This is a genomic window from Aliivibrio sp. S3MY1 (assembly GCF_028765575.1).
In the GTDB taxonomy this organism is placed as follows: Bacteria; Pseudomonadota; Gammaproteobacteria; order Enterobacterales; family Vibrionaceae; genus Aliivibrio.
Window position 1 is genome coordinate 57,567 of sequence record NZ_JARACO010000001.1, and the last position, 18,963, is coordinate 76,529.

General features: G+C 37.1%; 14 protein-coding genes, 1 tRNA gene and 1 pseudogene. 6 read left to right on the forward strand and 10 right to left on the reverse strand.

All coding sequences use genetic code 11. The annotated features are described in order from the left end of the window. Positions 1-103: 103 nt before the first annotated feature. Positions 104-3,463, reverse strand: coding sequence for a DEAD/DEAH box helicase family protein (locus tag PVK62_RS00185; protein ID WP_274442590.1), 3,360 nt, complete (start codon positions 3,461-3,463; stop codon positions 104-106). Between the two features lie 151 nt (positions 3,464-3,614). Further along, on the reverse strand, positions 3,615-4,565 hold the full coding sequence (locus tag PVK62_RS00190) for a hypothetical protein (protein ID WP_274442591.1): 951 nt from the start codon (positions 4,563-4,565) through the stop codon (positions 3,615-3,617). Between the two features lie 596 nt (positions 4,566-5,161). Between PVK62_RS00190 and PVK62_RS00195 the strand changes: the two genes are divergently transcribed. Both PVK62_RS00195 and PVK62_RS00200 read left to right on the forward strand, forming a co-directional pair. Next, on the forward strand, positions 5,162-8,563 hold the full coding sequence (locus PVK62_RS00195; protein WP_274442592.1) for an Ig-like domain-containing protein: 3,402 nt from the start codon (positions 5,162-5,164) through the stop codon (positions 8,561-8,563). A gap of 160 nt (positions 8,564-8,723) precedes the next feature. Continuing rightward, positions 8,724-9,108, forward strand: a pseudogene (locus tag PVK62_RS00200) (hypothetical protein). Between the two features lie 97 nt (positions 9,109-9,205). On the opposite strand, the gene PVK62_RS00205 reads toward PVK62_RS00200, so the two are convergent. From PVK62_RS00205 to arfA, 5 genes are all read right to left on the reverse strand, one after another. After that, positions 9,206-10,642 carry an EAL domain-containing protein gene (locus PVK62_RS00205; RefSeq protein WP_274442593.1) on the reverse strand — a complete coding sequence of 479 codons (1,437 nt, stop codon included), beginning with the start codon at positions 10,640-10,642 and terminating at the stop codon, positions 9,206-9,208. After that, complete coding sequence (locus tag PVK62_RS00210) at positions 10,639-11,952, reverse strand: GGDEF domain-containing protein (protein WP_274442594.1); 1,314 nt, start codon at positions 11,950-11,952, stop codon at positions 10,639-10,641. Before PVK62_RS00210 ends, PVK62_RS00205 begins: the two co-directional genes overlap by 4 nt. Next, entirely contained in the window at positions 11,949-13,244 is a 1,296-nt protein-coding gene (locus tag PVK62_RS00215; RefSeq protein ID WP_274442595.1) for a GGDEF domain-containing protein, read from the reverse strand. Before PVK62_RS00215 ends, PVK62_RS00210 begins: the two co-directional genes overlap by 4 nt. A 274-nt stretch (positions 13,245-13,518) precedes the next feature. Then, positions 13,519-13,593 (reverse strand) — tRNA-Gly (locus PVK62_RS00220). Positions 13,594-13,733: 140 nt separating this feature from the next. Beyond that, positions 13,734-13,934 carry a ribosome alternative rescue factor ArfA gene (gene arfA, locus PVK62_RS00225; RefSeq protein WP_274442596.1) on the reverse strand — a complete coding sequence of 67 codons (201 nt, stop codon included), beginning with the start codon at positions 13,932-13,934 and terminating at the stop codon, positions 13,734-13,736. Between the two features lie 194 nt (positions 13,935-14,128). Between arfA and pyrC the strand changes: the two genes are divergently transcribed. Continuing rightward, on the forward strand, positions 14,129-15,157 hold the full coding sequence (gene pyrC / locus PVK62_RS00230) for a dihydroorotase (protein ID WP_274442597.1): 1,029 nt from the start codon (positions 14,129-14,131) through the stop codon (positions 15,155-15,157). A 106-nt stretch (positions 15,158-15,263) separates the two neighbouring features. Here pyrC and PVK62_RS00235 read toward each other — a convergent pair whose 3' ends face one another. After that, complete coding sequence (locus PVK62_RS00235; protein ID WP_274442598.1) at positions 15,264-16,172, reverse strand: aldo/keto reductase; 909 nt, start codon at positions 16,170-16,172, stop codon at positions 15,264-15,266. Positions 16,173-16,481: 309 nt separating this feature from the next. Between PVK62_RS00235 and PVK62_RS00240 the strand changes: the two genes are divergently transcribed. Beyond that, on the forward strand, positions 16,482-16,805 hold the full coding sequence (locus tag PVK62_RS00240; RefSeq protein WP_274442599.1) for a hypothetical protein: 324 nt from the start codon (positions 16,482-16,484) through the stop codon (positions 16,803-16,805). A gap of 54 nt (positions 16,806-16,859) precedes the next feature. Here PVK62_RS00240 and PVK62_RS00245 read toward each other — a convergent pair whose 3' ends face one another. Together PVK62_RS00245 and PVK62_RS00250 are read right to left on the reverse strand one after the other, a co-directional pair. Continuing rightward, positions 16,860-17,081, reverse strand: coding sequence for a DUF3820 family protein (locus PVK62_RS00245; protein ID WP_274442600.1), 222 nt, complete (start codon positions 17,079-17,081; stop codon positions 16,860-16,862). Then, positions 17,071-17,598, reverse strand: a complete 528-nt coding sequence (locus tag PVK62_RS00250) for an NUDIX hydrolase (protein WP_274442601.1) — start codon at positions 17,596-17,598, stop codon at positions 17,071-17,073. The genes PVK62_RS00245 and PVK62_RS00250 overlap by 11 nt, the downstream gene beginning before the upstream one ends. A 206-nt stretch (positions 17,599-17,804) precedes the next feature. On the opposite strand from PVK62_RS00250, the gene PVK62_RS00255 reads away from it, so the two are divergent. Continuing rightward, positions 17,805-18,260, forward strand: coding sequence for a c-type cytochrome (locus tag PVK62_RS00255; protein WP_274442602.1), 456 nt, complete (start codon positions 17,805-17,807; stop codon positions 18,258-18,260). A 26-nt stretch (positions 18,261-18,286) separates the two neighbouring features. Continuing rightward, positions 18,287-18,937, forward strand: coding sequence for a cytochrome b/b6 domain-containing protein (locus tag PVK62_RS00260; protein ID WP_274442603.1), 651 nt, complete (start codon positions 18,287-18,289; stop codon positions 18,935-18,937). Positions 18,938-18,963: the final 26 nt, after the last annotated feature.

The following is an 18,963-nucleotide window of genomic DNA, read 5'->3' on the forward strand; positions in this document are numbered from 1 at the left end:
CGAAAAAGGGAGATCGTAACCTGACTATCTCCCTTTTCTGTTGCGTTCTTAATCAAATTGAACGCTTTTTTGCATCTCTTTCTGTTTATTTATCGTATTGCCTTTATTGAGGCAGTAAAAACGGTTCAATTAACGCTTCAAGTTGATCGGCTTTATCACCACAGAAGATGTCTAACCCTTCACCATTGGTTAAGCGTTCAAACTGGCCTTCGTATAAATCTGCCATTTTTATGCGTCCATTACGGCAAATAAGTGACTTTAGCTGATTCAAAAATTGAGTCTGTTTGTACGTTAATGCGTTTGTTTGCATAAAGTCCGTAAAACGCTCATTCACTTGCTCGGCATCTAACCCCACTAATTGAATTAAGGTTTGACTTAGCTGCTCTGGCGTTCTGCCATAAAAGGCATTGAGCGCATTGGCATCCACACCCGGATGTTGCGTTAAAATGGTTGATGTTAATGAGGTCAATTCATCTTCTGTCACCGCTTGGTTATGATGAATTTTTTGTAATACGGGATTGTTCGCAAGCATGGCTTCCAATATGTCTTTTAGACGTTTGCGATACACCATTGCCTCGCTGTCGTCCCCTATCACCACGACACGTTCACACTCTTGGATCCCGCCATCCGCAGTATTGGTGGTTTGCACTGAATCATAAATACTGTGCTCTTTCTTTTTGTATTTCATGATCCCACGTAGATTGTTACGTGTTTTTTCCAGTTGCTTCAGTGATATGTTTTGCCAATATTCTTGCGTTTGAACTCGTGCAATTTCATCACCTTGCTTACGAACGTCGGTTATCGTGATAGCAAGGTTTTGAATGCGAGACAGTAAATCTGCTTTTAAGTTTTCAAGATCACTGCTGCCTGTAAGATGCGCAGTCTCAACTTGGGCAATTAATCTGTCTAGCATGGCGGCATCTTTATCTTTTAAGGTTCGATACCCCATTAATGGTGCGATTTTGGTTTCTAAAAGATGGTATGTTGCGCCATTCATCTCTAGCAACATGTCGGTTTCTTGCAACTGTTTAACGGTTCGTAACTCTCGGCGTACGGCAATGGTGCCTTCTGGCAAATCGCAGATATCCGCTTTCATTTGTGCGCAGGCTAATTCAAAAGCGTGTACATCTGCTTTTTTCTTTGCTTGATCAGCCAAGGCTAAACGCGCTTCAAAGACGGTTTGTAATAATGAACGACTGTTGCCGGTATCTACTTCTACGTATTCTTCTTCAAAATATTCGAAATTGCCGTAGTGATCGAAGATCAAAAACTCTTCTTTGTCTTTACCTGGGCCAAATAAATTGTCACATAAGCGAGTTCCACGGCCTATCATTTGCCAGAATTTCACCCATGATTTCACAGGACGAGCAAACACGAGATTCACAATTTCAGGCACGTCGATCCCGGTATCCATCATGTCGACGGAAATCGCGATGCGGAACTGATTATCTGATTTTTTAAATTCATCAATTCGGGCATCTGGGCGGTCCACTTTGTTGTGGATCACTTTACAGACTGCACTGCCGTATTGTGGGTACAGTTCTTCACAAAACAGTTTTTCAAGTTGCTCGGCATGGGCTTGGCTTTGCGCAAAAATAATGGTTTTACCGACTAATGAGTTGGTTGCATCTTTAATGCCGTTGACCATTAGGTTTTCTAAAATCGCGCTGTCGGTTTCAACACTGAAGATCTTTCTTCCGATGTCTTTGCCTTTAATTGTGGTTTTTTGCGCTTCTTCAAGCCCTAAATCGTCTTCAAGCTGTTGCTTTTGTTCTGCCGTGAGTTTGCTGTAATGTATGCCCTCACGCAGAAACTCGGTGGTGAACTCTTTCACTCTAAATGGGTTTAAAAAGCGTGGTTCGTGTGAGATCGCTTCTGCTAAATCAAAGTTATACGTCGGATCGCCATTTTCACAACCGAATAAATCGAAGGTGTTGCGTGCAATGAACTTAACTGGGGTTGCGGTTAAACCGACTTGCATTGCATCGAAGTAATCGAAAATATCACGATAGCGATTGTAAATACTACGGTGCGACTCATCGGCAATAATCAGATCAAAAAAGCCGACATCAAGCTGTGAGAATCGATTCATCATGCCCGGATAAGTAGAGACAAAGACGCGCGCTGATTGGTCGATTTGGTTTTTCTCACCAATCACGCAGCGAGGTTCACTCGGTAAATACTCTTTAAATGCATTATCAGCTTGTCGACGCAGTTCTTTTCGATCACACAAAAAGAGCACTCGTTTTATCCAACGAGATCGAAGTAGTAACTCAACCAAGGCAATAGATACACGCGTTTTACCTGTGCCTGTCGCTTGTACGATTAAGGCTTTACGACGCTGATTCTGAAATTGGCTTGTCACCGATTTGATCGCTTCGATCTGATAAGGGCGTCCTGCAATATCAGAGCTTGGATTCAATAACTCAAGATTGGGTTCTTTATGTTGATATTGAAACTGCAAGAACTTGAGGCTGTCTTTTGAATAGAAACCAAAGATCTGACGATAGGTATTGTACTGTTTGGTGTCCCAAGTGCAGATCTCGTAACCATTGGTATAAAATACGATCGGAACGGCACAATTGTGCTCTTTGGCTAAACCTTCGGCGTAATATCGTGCTTGTTCTCGACCTTTTTGAATATGTTCGCGCGAACGTTTTGCCTCAACAACGGCCAGTGGCGTTCCATCATCATCCCACAGAACATAATCAATATAACCTGTTCCCGATGTTGTTGGTTGGTGCGAGACTTTGACTTCAATACCAACGCTATCTGGGTTGTTTATATCCCAACCAGCTTGTGCTAATTGGCTGTCAATTAACAGTTGGCGGGTTTTATTTTCATCCCACTCTAGGCTGTTGGCGGTTTGCTTACTGCGAGATTTCGCTTGGCTTAATTGCTCTGCGGTAGCTTGTTCTTTATTCTCTAATTCGATGCGTTTTTGGCGTTCACGCTCTAGCTCTTGTAATAATAGATCTTGTTGTTTTTGGTTTTCTTCTATTACTTTTTCAAGCTGCTTTTGATTCAACGCTGATGAACTTGGTTTTTCTGGATAAACTAAATCCGTAAGATCGGCAACTCGAAAACCGTAATAGTTAATCGCAAGATATTGAGACAGTGAGTGAGCCGTTCCTAATGCGGCGTATGCTTTTTTAATTGAGCCATCCCCACCATGAGCGGTCTCGTTACCTTCTATTCTTAAAAAATGCAGTTGATCTCGCAGACGAGTCTCTGTTGCATCAATAAAAGCATCGTTTTTTAATAACTCAATAAAATTCGCTTGAGGCAGCCTTGGTAAGGCCTCAATGGCATAAATCTCTTTGGTGACTTCTTCGGCAAAGCCACGTAAACGGGTAATAGCACTACCGGGATCGAGATGAAGAATTTGCTCTGCTAATGAACCAAGTTTCGTCAATTTGTCATTGTGTTCGCGAATAAGTTCAAAATTTAAAGAAGTAGTCATAAGCCATTGATACTCAATTTTAGAATTGCATTCGTTATAGCAGATTTTAAAAAATAAAACGATGACATGGATAGGAGAAATGACTGATTGATTCTTATATTTAGACGATAATAAAAAAGAGCACCGAAATGCTCTCTGTTTATGCTTATCTTTACACGGCTTCCATGCGTGAGATGATCGCATCCAGCGGTAGATCTTTGTCTCGAATTAATGCGATTACGGCTTCGATGTCCTCTTCTCGGTTTGCTGCCATGGCTTGGTTAATGTCATCAATTAACATTGACGCTTGGGCTTTGGTTAAGTTGCGTAACAGACTAACGCGATTGTTAGCCGACATAGCCATCAACTCAGTGGCTGAATTACTGTTTTTTGTATTCATGTTTTTATTACTCACTGGTTGTTTTGGTTTTTTAGCCACTTTTTTCGCCTCTTTTATCGGGGCGTGTTGGGTTTTATCCTCCAAACTTATGACGTTGTTAGTTAAGGGTTCAATTTGCGTCGGCTGTTTCTCTGCCTGTTTGCGTTTTAATTTACTGTCTAATAGCTCGGCATAATAAGCCATGCTAGGTAACATGAAATTAAGGTGGTTGTGTACTACCCCTTCAATGCTTTTCAGCTCTTTGGGTTTGAGGTATGCGCCTTGTTTTCGCGCTTGTAAGGCAAGTAATACTGACTGTTTTACTGTCTCGATACGCTTGAGGTTGATGCCATTAATGCACAGGTTCTCAAGTACACTGGCTTCTTCTTGCGTTTTTAATGCACTAATACGTGTTCTTAGTGATTTCACGCAATTCTGAATTAATTTGTCGTTCGATTGATTGAGCAGGCTGATCACTTTACGTTTTTCTTGTTGTGGCGTTTTCTCTGTCTCATTTTTGCTGGCTTTGAGCTCTCTCTTTACTTCTGCCATGAAGTTATTAATTGATTTGCAATCAGATGGCGTTGAGCCGGTGTAAATTGGCTTGGGTATACCTTCAATCAATACTTTTAAGTGGTTATTTTTGGCTCTTTCATAAGTGAATGGCGTATCTGTGCCAAGCAGATCGTTTAGGAACTTAATAACGCGTTTTTGGTATTTGCTGTAGTTGGTTTGCTTGCACATGATGCTGTCTCTCAAAGTAATGTCGTTTCGTTGAGAGCTAGAATAATGAATGGGATAGATGATGTGTGGTTTATAAGCTTGCGAAATGTTGAATACAAAACAACAAAATCATTAATTTTATCATGTGTACTTAGATCAGCTTGCATTCATAAACGAAGTGCTAATTCGATATATCTCCTCTTACCACCCCTCATTTTTGAAATATAAGTTTACTTTTTAACACAAAAATAAACACATTAGGGGTTTGACATTGAAAAAACACCTCTTCTTAACAGTCAAAATAACAACAAAAAACTGACTTCTACGTCAAAAAATGGTCACTTGACATATTTCAAACCCAAAACCAATAGTTATTTCAGAACCGAGATCACATAATTGATAAATATTAATTTCCATAAGATAGCTTCTGGCTAGAATGCACAAAAATTCAGTTTAACCATCAATTTAGTTTTGATATATGAATTTTGAATGAGTTAAATTAAAACTTACTACCTCGCGTATAAGCGTAGAGTGGATGATAGGGCATCACCCATCGTCACCCTTTAAATAATTAATAAATTTATCTAGATAAGATAAATAAAAAAGAAGAAAAAGCAGTGAGAAAAATAAATAAAATAACAGCCGCTATTACTAGCGTTATGTTCAGTGGGTACTTGTATGCCGCTGATGTAAATGCAGCGTCTAACATTGTTACTTTTGTTCCTGGTGAAACAAAAGTTCAAAATGGAGAGATGGTTTCTTTCAATGGCGACTGTTTTGTTGCTAAAAACAACCCTGGTGTGTGGGAATCTCCAACTGCAGATTCATGGTTCTGGGATGTCGCTGTATGCTCAGGCGAACCAACTCCTGATCCTGACCCAACTCCAGATCCAGATCCGACACCTGATCCTGACCCAACCCCAGATCCAGATCCGACACCTGATCCAGATTTAGGCGATATTATTCCATTTATCCCAGGTAAAACTCAGGTAGAAAATGGCGATGTGGTTTCATACGAAAACCAATGTTTCATTGCTCAAAATAATCCTGGTATTTGGGAAGCTCCAAGTGCAAGTTCTTGGTTCTGGTCACTAACTGAATGTTCTGACGAGCCAGTTAACCCTGGACCAGAACCAGAAGAGACTGAACTGTCTATTCTTGCTCCTACTGCTGGTCAAGTTGTTCAAGCAAATGAAACGATTGCTATCAGTGCTCATGTTGATGGTAACCAAGCTGCTAAAGTTGAGTTTTGGGTAAACAACACAAAACTAGCTGAAAAAGCAGTTAACGAGAACAACACTCAGTACTCTCAAGCTTGGACCCCAAGTGAAGAAGGTAATGCGACAGTTAACGTATTTGTATTCGATAAAAATAACCAAAAAATCGAACAAAAATCAGTATCTGTTGTTGTAGAAGCAGAAGTAACTGAAGATTTCGTTGCGCCTGTAGTTAAATTTGTTACACCAACTAATGGCTCTGCAATCAACGTAACTGAAAGCGTTGCTATCTCTGTTAATGCAACAGATGCAGATAACGATTTAACGACACTGGTTGTTACCGCAAACAACAAAGAGATCTGTTCGTTTGACGCTGCGAATACCACTACATTTGCGTGTGACTTTCAGCCAACTCAAGCAGGTAACGTAACACTAAAAGCTATTGCTACTGATGCTCAAGATCTTTCATCTACAACAAGTGTAACAATCACTGTTGAAGAAGATGTGGTTGAGCCACCTGTTGAGCCGCCTGTAACTCCTGGTGACTTATGTAAAGACTTTAATGTTTACCCTGATTGGACAAATGGCGATCACGCTACTGGTGGTGACATTATGGTTCATAATAACATCGCTTACTCTGCGAACTACTGGACTTCATCAGTTCCTGGTAGCGATGCTACATGGTCGCTTCACCTAAATTGTGATGGTACAGAACCTGGTACAGCACCGCTTCTTTCTCTGCCAAACCCAATGGACCCTGTTCGTCTAGAAGTTGCTGGTTGGCCAAACACGTTAGTTGTTGCTAGCCCATCGTCTGCGGCACCTGCAATGCTAACTATTGAAGCAAGCAACAGCGCTGATTTAGCTGATTTTGATAAGCTAACAAGCACGTTTGTATCTATCATTAATGCTGCGGAAAAAGCAGGCTCTGCATCAATCATCATCAACACTGATGTTCTTGATCAAGCAACGCAAGATAAAGCTTTATCTTCAAACAGCATTGCAGTTAAAGAAGCGCTAACTAAAGCGATGGACATCACTGGTAACAAGATTGACATCGACGCTATCAACGCGCTTAGCAATGACTTGAAAGGCTGGGCTAATGCGCACCACCTAATCATCTCTACGCTAGCACCAGCAGCAAACTACGGTTGGTCTCTAAGCATTGGTGATTTCGCGTTTGATACTCACTCTGGCAGACAATCTGTTTGGGATGAAGCATCTAACTACAGCGCTGATCTACTACACAAACTAGAGTTGTTCAAAGCAGATGTTGCAACTAAAGCTGATTTTATTGCGTTCACTAAGTCAAACTCAACGGCTGCTCTAACTAGCGACCAATGGCATAACGCACTAGAGTACGTTAAGCAAGTTTCTGATTTTGTTAAAACGCCTGTAATGCTAAACAATATCCCTACGGATCAAGCTTCTGCTTATTTCATGGGTGATAATGCAAGCAAACCACAAGTGCGTAAAGCGGCATTCAGCAACGTATTTGCTATCGTATTTGATAAAGATACAGCAAAATTAACGGCTGAAATCGAAGAATACAAAAAAGCTAAAATGCCACTATATTACGTTGGTGAATCAACAGAAAATGGCCAATTAACTATCATTGATGCGTTAAACCGTGAATTGGCTGACGCTGAAGATACAATGAACAACACGGCATTCTTGTACGAAACACCTCAATCACAATGGGTTCCGTCTACTGTTTATAAGTGGACTGACTTCATGACTGGTCTGAATGCAATGCATAACGTGGGTGTTGCGGGTAACAAGTTCTGGCTACTAGATGAAAGTGCTGATGATGCAACTAACATCAAATACGCGAAAGTAGCGATTGCTGCCTTCTTAGCACAAAGTATGCAAGAAACGATTCGTTACAACGCATGTGATGAGAACAACTGGGCTGAGATTAAATACGGTGCTGCGACAGATTACCCAATGTCTGCTAGCTGTGGTCAACTTGAGCAAAAATACGCAGATTACGGTGTTAACCCTATTTCTGGTTTAGATCACGCTTACTCTTGTCCTCGTGATGATAAAATGGAAGTAAGCGCAATGACTCACGCTAAATGGTACGGCGCACCTGCTCCAGTATTTGCAGCTCCAAATGCAGTACTTGAAGAGCGTGGCTTACTGGTTAACGGTAACGTAGGTCGTTGGACAAACAGTGGTCACTGTAACGACAAACCGACTTCTGTTGATACATCTAAGCAAGTATGGGAACGTGATACATGTAAAACGTACGTTGACCAACAAGCAGGTAGCTTCATTTGGGATGGCAGCAGCCAAGAAGACGTTGAAGGTTGTGGCTGGTGGGGCCGTGGTGTAATTCAAACGACTGGTCGTCAAAACTTCGGTACGCTTAACCACTACTTAGGTCGTTCACACGTTGACCCTGAGACAATTGGTAAAACAATTGATGGTGTTGTTGTTGAAGCGCCACCAGAGAACCCGTTATACGCTCAATTAGATTTCTGTTCAAACCCAGGCTTAATCTGTAGCTCTGAAGAGAACAAAGAAATCAAATGGATTGCAGGTCTATTCTACTGGGTTACTTCAGTACAAGCCTACCCTGATGAGTCTGGTCAGTACGGTAACTGGAACTACCATAACGAGCTTAAGAAATACGTTGATAGCGGTATGAAAGGCACTGACTTTATCGATGATGTTTCTGGTATCGTAAACCGTGGTTGTCCTGATTTAGTGTGTTCTACTGGTGAAGTTCATAACGTTAAAGAACGTCGTGCTAACTTTAAACTGGTTCTAGAGCAACTAGGCCTAAATCCACAATAATTTGGTTACGTTATCTAGGTAATTCGTTATCTAACATAGCTAAATGAATAAGAACCCTGCTTCTCGAAGTAGGGTTCTTTTTTATATATAAACCTGATTACCTCTCAAATTCCGCTTATTAGACTAGACTTAAAGTGAAGTAAAAAATGAGGTGGTTATCATGGCTAAAAATAAAGTCCGATTTCAAAAAAGCATTTCAATACATGACTTTATTTCACTGTTAGGTACTGAGGAACAATGCCGTAAACGACTGTTCGATATGCGATGACCTGCTGGTTATCGTTGTGACAATTACGGTCATGATAAATACTGCTGGCTATTTCTTATAACGCAGCATGGCATATGAAGCATAAGCTGATGCAAGCAATGAAAGTGCATGGAACTTACCATGCAAGAAACCTCTTCCTAGTTATTTGGGAGAGTTTTGTTTTAAGTTCAATAGGCGCTTCAATCTTGAAAAGATGCTTGAACAGCTTATTTACTCAAGTATTCAAACGGCACCGATGCCAGAGCGGTTGCTTAAGCTGGCTGAGTCTCGGTGGTAATCAGGTATTAAATAATATAGACATAAAAAAAGAGACACCCAAACGGTGTCTCTTCATTATATAATCCTAAGCCTTAAACATCTTACGATAGTCATTGTTACTTGGCATAAAGTTCAAAAAATAGCTTCATAGGCATCGGTTTATAAAATAAAAAACCTTGAAACTCGTTAATTCCCGAATTCAGTAATGCTGTTTTCTGATTAACCGTTTCTACCCCTTCCACAATTAACTGAAATTTTAGCTTATTTGCTAGGAATACCAAACTCTCTATTATATAAAGTGATTTTGCATTATGCTCAATCTCTTCAACAAAACAGCGATCAATTTTCAAATAATCAAAATGGTAATCCGTCAAATAATGTGGCGCTGAATAGCCTGTTCCATAATCATCAAGAGCAAAGAAAACACCTTCATTTGAAAATAACTCCATTCGTTCTTTCACTTTAGGGTGAGAGAATGGCGCTGATTCCGTAAATTCAAGGATTAACTTGCACTTAGAAACTAATAATAAGCTTGCTTTATATACTTCTTGGTCAAATAAACAATCTTCGGTCAAATTAAAGCTTAATTTTAATGACTTATTTTCTATAGATGCTAAATCTTTATATAGTTGTTCCATTAATGACTTTGTTAAATATGGCGTTAACTTATTTTCTTCTATATATGGGATAAATAAATTGGGTGGTAATATCTCATTGTCTTTCGTTATCCAACGAGAAAGCACTTCTGCCCCTATAATTTCACCCTCAGCATTCACTATTGGCTGTAAATAAGGCTTAATTACATTGCGTCGAATCAATGATTTAACCCACATTCTTTTGATACAAGAACCTAGGAAATAACAAGACATTAGATAAACAATAACACTCAATATAAGATAACCATATTTATCGAAAATAAACTCCTTAATCGCCCTTCCATTATTAATTTCAACATGAAATTCAGCATCATTTAATGTGAAGTAATGGTTGTTTTCTTTATCTTTTAATTTATATTTAATTAATTCATTTTTTTCACCAAGTTGAATATCATCAAGTATAATTAAACAACCACGTCCAAACCCATTGATGACATTGAATTTCATTGGTTTAAAATACACTTTTAAATATGTTTTACTATCAACTTTTATCGCATATGAAATAATAGGCTTATATGTAAGTGAACTTTTTAGCTTAATATTAAAGCCTTCTTTCACTTGTTCTTCAACTTGGTTATCACGGTTGCCAAATGTGCTATATAAATAATTTGAATCAAGCACAACACTGATACTACTGACGTCTTTATTCTCTGAAACATATCTAATTAAATTAAGTTGTTGTTCTATTCCTTCGGGATCTTTATCAATTAATATATTTATTAATCCCTCCCTATCATTAACAACAGAATTAAATATACTTCTTACTTCCTCATGTTCCTCATCAACCTTCATCTCTATATATTTATTATAAAAAGTATAATATATAAAGCTGAATATAATCATCAATGATACTGAACATATTAAATAAGAATAACATTTTACATGTTTAATATTCATAAATAAGCCACCTGATTACGTCCATTATTTTTTGCATTATATAATGCCATATCTGCATTTTTTAATACTTCAGTAAAATCTTGTTGTTTCCCTAAAGCAACGCCAATTGATACTGTAAAATTAATATGGAGCAGTGTCTGTTCTTCTATCTTAAGGCGTAATTGTTCCGCCTTATTAATTAAGAAATCAAGATCAATATTTTTAACATTCAGAATTATCATAAATTCTTCTCCGCCCCATCGAATACAAGTATCACTTTTCCTTATGCTCTTTTTTAATATAGATGCTGTTATTTTTATAACTTCATCACCAAAACCGTGCCCATATTCATCATTAATCTTTTTGAAAAAATCAATATCTACCATCATAATAGCTTGATTATGTAGTATTTTGTTCCTTAACTTGGGTTCGATAATATCTCTTCGTATGCACTCAGTCATAGTATCTTTTCCATAAAAATCAACTAAATAGTTAATACTTTTCCCTGCGTAATTAAGCGCTAGCGTCACCAGAAAAGAGAAGATAAGACTATACTTAAATAATAAGACTTTATCTATATAAAGAAATAACTCACAATTAATCGTATATGGCAGTGATATTTTCCTTAAATCTTCACGATTATTATTCTCATTGATTTTTAAAACCGTAAACTGATTTTGGTTGAATTTTTCTGCCCATGTCTGATATATGCTACTTTTAATATCTAAAAGTAATAATGCTTTTAGATCTCGTTTTATATAAATAGGATAGTAAATACTGCGTATAGATTGTTCATTAAAGCTTTCATTGTAAGGCTCTGTCTGTTTAAATAAGCCATTCTTTAATGATAGTTCATATGTACTTGGCAAGTTTTCACTTACTAATATATGATTAAAAAAATCATAGTCACTTTTTAAAAAAATCTGTATGTGTGGCACCCGCATTGGTGAAAAATAAATAGTATTTTTATTTTTATTATTATTATCAATAACCCCCAAACTCCAAAAATCATCACCAATAAAGTTTTTTAATTTTTCTGATATTACGTCAATACCTGTTGATAGCGATTTTATTTCACCATCTTGTGGAACATATATCCCAACCTTTTCAATATTATGCAGCCCTCTTTCCACACTAATAAAAGGGGCATTGGCATAAAAAGATGAAATAGCTTCAAGATTATCAAATACCTTATATAGATTCACTTTGATATATTCATCTAACTCATCGTATTTGATTTTATTATAACTATAATAAACACAATAAATTACAACAAAAATAATAAAATTAACCAATAAAAACGATGAGGCTTTTTTAATTAACATTCTCATATATAATAACTCTGATTTCTACCTAATGATTTAGCCTTATATAAACCAATATCAGCTCTATGAATCGAAAGATGTATGTTTTCTTGATGCTTTTGTTCCGTTAATCCTAATGAAACAGTAACAATTTTTTGATCCAATAAAGGGCTAGATTCGATATTCTCTCTTAATTTTTCTGCATATTTTTGTAATGCGTCTTTACTTGTATTTGGTAGAAGAATAAGAAACTCCTCTCCTCCCCACCGAAAATTTAAAACATTCTTATGTGCTTGTTCTATAATTACTTTGCCCACAGATGAGATAATTCTATCCCCGATTGCATGGCCGTAGTTATCATTAATTGATTTAAAGTGATCTATATCTAATAAAATAACGCCATAATTTCTTATCGATTTATATTTCATCTCAAAAATATTTCGTCTTAGGCACCCTGTCATTGAATCATAAAATGCACTTTTATAAAACACATTATATAAGTGGCATGATATTAAATAAACAAGCTCAGCAATCAATGTTAATATGAAACTAATGAATATCACATTTATTAATTTAATACCAAAATACACATTTTCACTTTCTTCATTAGAATATGGAATATCAATTTTATGTCTAATAAAACCATTATTTTTTCCAATTTCATATTGTGTGAAATTTTGCTCATTAAATTCTTCAATATACTGATTAAAGTATTTACCATCAATATCAATAACAAATGCGGCTTCTATTTTAAGATTAATACATATGGGTAAAACTATTTTATTACTCGCAATCTCATTATTATGAAAACTAGTAAATATCGTGATCTCGTTCTCTCTAAATGCAAGGCAGTCTGAATCAAGAAACCCATGATTAGTAAATTGATGTGACAATTTATGCTCAGTCAATTCATTATTTTTCAGTGCGCTAAATGGCAAAATATAATGAGCTGAAGGCATATATACCTCTAATGAATTAATATATTTCTCAGGTAATCGCTCACTTAATTTATTATAGATAACATAAAGATCCTTACTTAAAATAGGATACAGGCCGTCTTTGTTAAACATAGCCCCCCCATAATAGTCAAGATGCTTGTTATCTTTCTCATTTTGATAGGCAAACAAACCCACATTTCTTAATGCATATTCAGTATTCAGATACCGATGATGAAAATTTCGCGTTATCGATATCATGCTTTCATATTTATTAACAATTCTGTATTTTAATGTATTGGCTTTTATATGATGATAACTAAGCACTAATGTAAAAAACACAAAATTAACAGCTAAAATTCTTACAATAAAATTTCTTTTCATCTCATTTTAATAATTTAATGATTAACTGTCGCTATTATAACAAAAATGTGACATGCATTCCATTTATTAAGCTTGATATTTACTTTTTATAAAATAGAACTTACTGGTTTTTTTAATTTTTAAACACGGTTTTAGAAAAAAGAATTAACCAATTGTAATTTCATTGCTAAAGATGAAGAACCCATGATCGGATTAGTAGCTTACCAAGATGGTAAAAATAAATTACATTTAGGTTTTTATAAGGAACAATCTCTTGGGGAGGATAAATAGAGATTGGAGCGTACAGCGGGAATCGAACCCGCATCATCAGCTTGGAAGGCTGAGGTAATAGCCATTATACGATGTACGCACATCGTTGGAACGAGATAGATAATGCCACACTGAGCGCTGAGGTAAAGATCTTTTTTCATTTCAACAAGTTAAACGGTGGATATTTGTTCAATTAGCAATAAAAACCGAAGCTAGATCACAAAAGTCCTATTCAAACACCTATGCTGCTTTTGAATAGGGCTCTTTAAACCCTTTGTATTTTTCTTTGCGAATGAAACTCCCCTTCCCTTTTTTGGCTTTCATTACTCTTGTTGTAAATAATTGACTTGTAACAACCGCTTTTAAAGCGTTGTCTTTAATTTTACCTCTACCATGCTCAAATTCGGAAACTGGTAACACTTCTTTTTTACTCTTTTTCATAACTTCTCGCTATCTTCTTGCTGTATAAATTTCGCACACATTGTCTTTTCTTTTACCTTTTAAGTCAAATTTGTTACTAATTTTTACTTTATCCTATTTGTTTTAGCCATTTTGCTTTAGAATCCTTTCGCCTAAGCAAACGATTAACTCAATGGTTCTTAGGCTCTTATTTCTTTTTCTGGTGGGAGCAGCAAATGACAACTTTAACAATTACTCGTCCTGATGATTGGCATTTACATCTACGTGATGGTGACGTATTAACTGACACTGTTCGTGATTCTGGCCGTTACAATGGCCGCGCATTAATTATGCCAAACCTAGTTCCACCAGTTACAACCACGGAACAAGCGCTTAGCTACCGTGACCGCATTCAAGCAGCAAACCCATCTGATACTTTCGCACCTATCATGTCTTTATACCTAACGGAAAAGACAACATCAGACGAGATCCGTAAAGCGAAAGCAACAGGCCATATTGTTGCTGCTAAACTTTATCCTGCTGGTGCAACAACCAATTCAGATTCTGGCGTAAGCGACGTTAGCAAGGTTTACCCTGTATTAAAAACGATGCAAGAAGAAGGTATGCTCTTACTTATTCATGGTGAAGTAACGACACATGATGTTGATATTTTTGATCGTGAAAAAACCTTCCTTGATACCGTTCTTGCTCCTATCGTTAATGATTTCCCTGAGTTAAAAATCGTTTTAGAGCACATCACGACTAAAGATGCGGCTGATTTTGTTAAAAACGCAGGCCCTAACGTAGCGGCAACCATTACAGCTCACCATTTATTGTTCAACCGCAATCATATGTTAGTGGGTGGTATTAAGCCTCACTTCTACTGCTTACCAATCTTAAAACGTAACACCCATCAGCAAGCTTTAGTTGAAGCAGCAACAAGCGGTAATCCTAAATTCTTTATCGGTACAGACTCTGCACCACACGCGAAAGACAAAAAAGAAGCGGCTTGTGGTTGTGCCGGCTCTTATACCGCGCATGCCTCAATTGAATTATATGCTGAAGTATTTGAGAACGAAGGTAAATTAGAAAACCTTGAAGCATTCGCAAGCTTCAATGGCCCTGACTTTTATAACCTACCTCGCAACACTGATACGATTACTCTTGTAAAAGAAGCGTGGATCGCTCCTGAAACAATGACATTTGGCAATGACTTTGTTGTGCCAATTCGTGCAGGTGAAGCGATTGAATGGTTAGTCAAATAATCATCAATACTATTTACCTAATTGCTAAAATAGTATTAGGGTAAATAAAAATGGGATGCCAATTAGCGTCCCATTTTTGTTTCCGATTGATTCTGAGTGCTCTGCTCTATGGTACACCGTGGCCTTTTGACTCAACCCATACGCGATACCATTGTTCACGAGTTAGATTAATATCCATCGCATCAACAGCGGCCTGCACACGCTCTATTTTACCAGAGCCAATAATTGGTAATGGCTTTGATGGTAACTTACGCACCCATGAATAAATCACTTGGTCAATACTTTTAGCCCCCACCTCTTCTTTTAGCTCTTCAAGGACTTTACGAACACGAATCACTTGCTCAGATTGTCCAGAGAAGATCGCTCCCCCCGCCAAACATGACCATGCCATTGGCTTAATACGCTTCATTTGCAGTTGATCAAGCGTGCCATCATGCGCCACTTCAAAATTAAGTGGGTTAATTTCAACCTGATTCGTCACTAATGGTTTATCAAGACGTGATTGCAATAAATCAAAATGGCTTGGCGTGAAGTTAGAGACACCAAAATGCTTCACCTTGCCTTCTTTCTGTAACTGATTAAACGTGTCTGCTACTTCATCTGCATCCATTAATACATCTAAGCGGTGGATCAAGAGTAGATCAATTTCAGAAATATTAAGGCGCGAAAGTGAGTTATTCACTGAGTTAGTAATGTGTGCTTTTGAGGTATCGTAGTGATTTATTTTTCGATTTGGGAAATCCGAAGTGCATAAATTAATATCACACTTAGTGATGATTTCAATTTGATCCCGAACAGAAGGATCTAATGCTAATGCTTCACCAAACAAAGCTTCACATTGATAGCCACCATAAATATCCGCATGGTCAACGGTGCTAATGCCTAGATCAATGTGTTGCTTTAGAAAGGTTAAACGTTGCTGAGCTGTCATGTTCCAATCAGCAGTTCTCCAGTAACCTTGTACAAGCTCTGAAAATTCAGGGCCTTGTGGTGCTATCGTTGTTTTATTAATCATTATTATCTCCGTAGTATCCTTTTATAGTAGAGGCTATATGCAGAGTTACAGTGACGAAGATCTTAAAATCAACATAATGAGTATATAATAGTATTAGATCAAATAGTTATATTAACAATTTCATCAATTTTCTATTTTTTAGCAACAAAAATGGTTCAGTAATGCCCGTATTAAAATATTCTAAATTAGCGCCTCCATATCGCTGAGATATCATCCTAGAAAAGTAATCCTTAATTGATTAATAAGTATTGCACTCGATATAGTGGATACGTAGAATTACCAAAAATCAAACGAGTGGTTAATAACAACATGATAAAAAATCGATTTTATGCCTTATTGTTGGCATTAGTTTCATTTGGAAGCACGGCTGATATCGTCGCAACACCAGAGAACGAGGACATTTGTCAAGCAAAATACGTAAAAGCCGTATTTGATCAACAAGTACAATACAGTAACTCTAAAAATACAGCACAAGTACGTAGAACCGCTGAACGACATATTGACCGCTCACGTGAAGTTTATTATGAAACAAATAGCTTTTGTTCTGCACTCAATTATCTAGTCAAGGATGCCTCTGGTGAATTACTAGACGATTTTCAACGAGCTAAAAAAGGCGAATCTCAGTATAAATAAAAAAATAAGAAGCATAAATAATTGATTTATGCTTCTTATTTATTGCGACTTCTATTATCTACGATATTTTAAAGGACGAATAACTTCATCTAGTCCTTCAATCTTCATTGCTAAACATAGTGCCATTAACTCTCCTAATTCCCCTTCAGGAAAGCCTCCTTTTCGATCAAACCATAAAAGATACTCTTCAGGAAGATCAATCAATACTCTCCCCGCATATTTTCCAAACGGCATTTGCATCTGTGTTAATTTAACGATTTGCTCTTTATTGAACATGTAAACGCTCTTTGACGATCAAGTGAAGTAAAAAGGTTTCACGCTCAATACTCATGCCTTTCTTTTCACTATGAGCAATAATATCTTCATTATGTGCAATCGCTTCATGAATATTAATCCACACTGGCTTCATTCCATTACGGATTTCATAGCTTTCATAATTAGTTTCACCAAGTTCTTTATCTGTATCACAGGTATAACAGTATGAAATCATATGTAGAACATTACATTCATGCTTGTACCAAGGGCGGAATTCTTCATAAATACCAAATGGTTCGATGTTAGAAATATTTTTAGCACCCGTTTCTTCTTCAATTTCTCTAACTAAGCCCGCAATGACATCTTCACCATCATCAATACCACCACCAGGTAATGAGTAATCATGATAGCGCTCAGTATATAGAAGAAGTATATCTTCTCCTTTTAAAACAATCGCGCGCGTCGCATTACGTTGAAGGATTTTTTTATTATCTAAACGCTCTAGATCTGGATGCGTTGTAATATTTAAAATTCGCATAAAAACTGACAAGCCTACTTAAAAAATAACACTCGCATTATACGCACTTTGTTTTTTGTTGCAGCAATCAAATAACCACTGAATTTTAATCATCACCCCTACCAAGTGTAAAGAATGTGTAAATATTGTGATAGGTAACTACTTCTTTTATTCATCATTTCATATAATAGTGCCTCAAAATAATTACAATTCAAGGAAGTCTCAACATGAAAGCAATTAAAACACTGGTTATCGCATCGACTCTTTTGGCTTCAACGTCTGTTTTAGCCCACACTTTTAACGAAGCGGACAAAGCAATAAAATACCGTCAAGCGGCATTCACTATGATCGCAGGTAACGTGAGTGAAATGGGTGAAATGGTTAAAGGTAAAGCCGATTGGAGTGACGCTATTTTTTCTAAGCGTGCCAATCAATTGGCTCAGCTTTCTTTAATGCCACTTGATGCTTTCTATGTAGAAGGCTCAGACAAAGGAAAAACAAATGCCTTACCTAAGGTATGGACAAACTTTCCTGATTTTGAAGCTCGTCTAGCGCAATTCCAAGAAGATACTGCCGCTCTAGCTAGTATCTCAGATGGCGGTGATAAAGCGGCGATCCGTAAGGCTTTTGGAAAAGCAGTAAAAAACTGTAAAGCCTGTCATTCAGATTACAAAGCAAAATAATTAGATAGAATAGTCGAAGGATAAATATGAAAATCTGGGATAGTTTTGTCCGGGTTTATCATTGGAGCCAAGTGATTTTACTTGGCTCTCTTTGGTATACTGCAGAAGAAGGTTTGATGGAGTGGCATTTTACTCTTGCTTACCTTCTAATGGCCTTGTTAGGAACAAGAATTATTTGGGGAGTTATTGGTAGTGACACCGCAAAATTTTCCCACTTTGTCACCTCTCCTAAAAAAGCGATTAGTTACTTATCATTAGAGAAAAAAGGGACGTTATCTCACTCTATTGGTCATAACCCTGCTGGTGGTTACATGGTGCTTGGGCTATTCTTCTTGCTAACACTTCAGTTAGTCACTGGATTATTTAGTAATGATGATATCCTTTCTGAAGGCCCTTTGGCTTCATTAGTTAGTTATGATGTAAGTGGGTTTTTAACTCAAATACATCATCAAAACTTTGATATTCTTCTTGGGTTTATTAGTTTACACATCGCCGCGGTTTTCTTTTATCGACTTAAAGGAATTAATTTAATTAAGCCAATGTTGACTGGATATGCCGAGCTCACAGGACATACTCCAAAAATGAAACATGCTGTCATTGCATGGGGCATTTTTGCCGTGATATTTTTCCTTATCTACTTTTTTTGGGCAGGCGAAGTCATAAGCTATCTTTTTTAAAATAACAAAAAAGGGCATCCACTCTG

Bases quoted from the DNA above. Each gene is read 5' to 3' on its own strand.
- PVK62_RS00185 (WP_274442590.1), bottom strand. From the start codon at position 3,463: ATGACTACTTCTTTAAATTTTGAACTTATTCGCGAACACAATGACAAA.
- PVK62_RS00210 (WP_274442594.1), bottom strand. From the start codon at position 11,952: ATGAGAATGTTAATTAAAAAAGCCTCATCGTTTTTATTGGTTAATTTT.
- PVK62_RS00190 (WP_274442591.1), bottom strand. From the start codon at position 4,565: ATGTGCAAGCAAACCAACTACAGCAAATACCAAAAACGCGTTATTAAG.
- PVK62_RS00255 (WP_274442602.1), top strand. From the start codon at position 17,805: ATGAAAGCAATTAAAACACTGGTTATCGCATCGACTCTTTTGGCTTCA.
- arfA (WP_274442596.1), bottom strand. From the start codon at position 13,934: ATGAAAAAGAGTAAAAAAGAAGTGTTACCAGTTTCCGAATTTGAGCAT.
- PVK62_RS00235 (WP_274442598.1), bottom strand. From the start codon at position 16,172: ATGATTAATAAAACAACGATAGCACCACAAGGCCCTGAATTTTCAGAG.
- PVK62_RS00250 (WP_274442601.1), bottom strand. From the start codon at position 17,598: ATGCGAATTTTAAATATTACAACGCATCCAGATCTAGAGCGTTTAGAT.
- PVK62_RS00215 (WP_274442595.1), bottom strand. From the start codon at position 13,244: ATGAAAAGAAATTTTATTGTAAGAATTTTAGCTGTTAATTTTGTGTTT.
- PVK62_RS00205 (WP_274442593.1), bottom strand. From the start codon at position 10,642: ATGAATATTAAACATGTAAAATGTTATTCTTATTTAATATGTTCAGTA.
- PVK62_RS00240 (WP_274442599.1), top strand. From the start codon at position 16,482: ATGATAAAAAATCGATTTTATGCCTTATTGTTGGCATTAGTTTCATTT.
- PVK62_RS00260 (WP_274442603.1), top strand. From the start codon at position 18,287: ATGAAAATCTGGGATAGTTTTGTCCGGGTTTATCATTGGAGCCAAGTG.
- pyrC (WP_274442597.1), top strand. From the start codon at position 14,129: ATGACAACTTTAACAATTACTCGTCCTGATGATTGGCATTTACATCTA.
- PVK62_RS00245 (WP_274442600.1), bottom strand. From the start codon at position 17,081: ATGTTCAATAAAGAGCAAATCGTTAAATTAACACAGATGCAAATGCCG.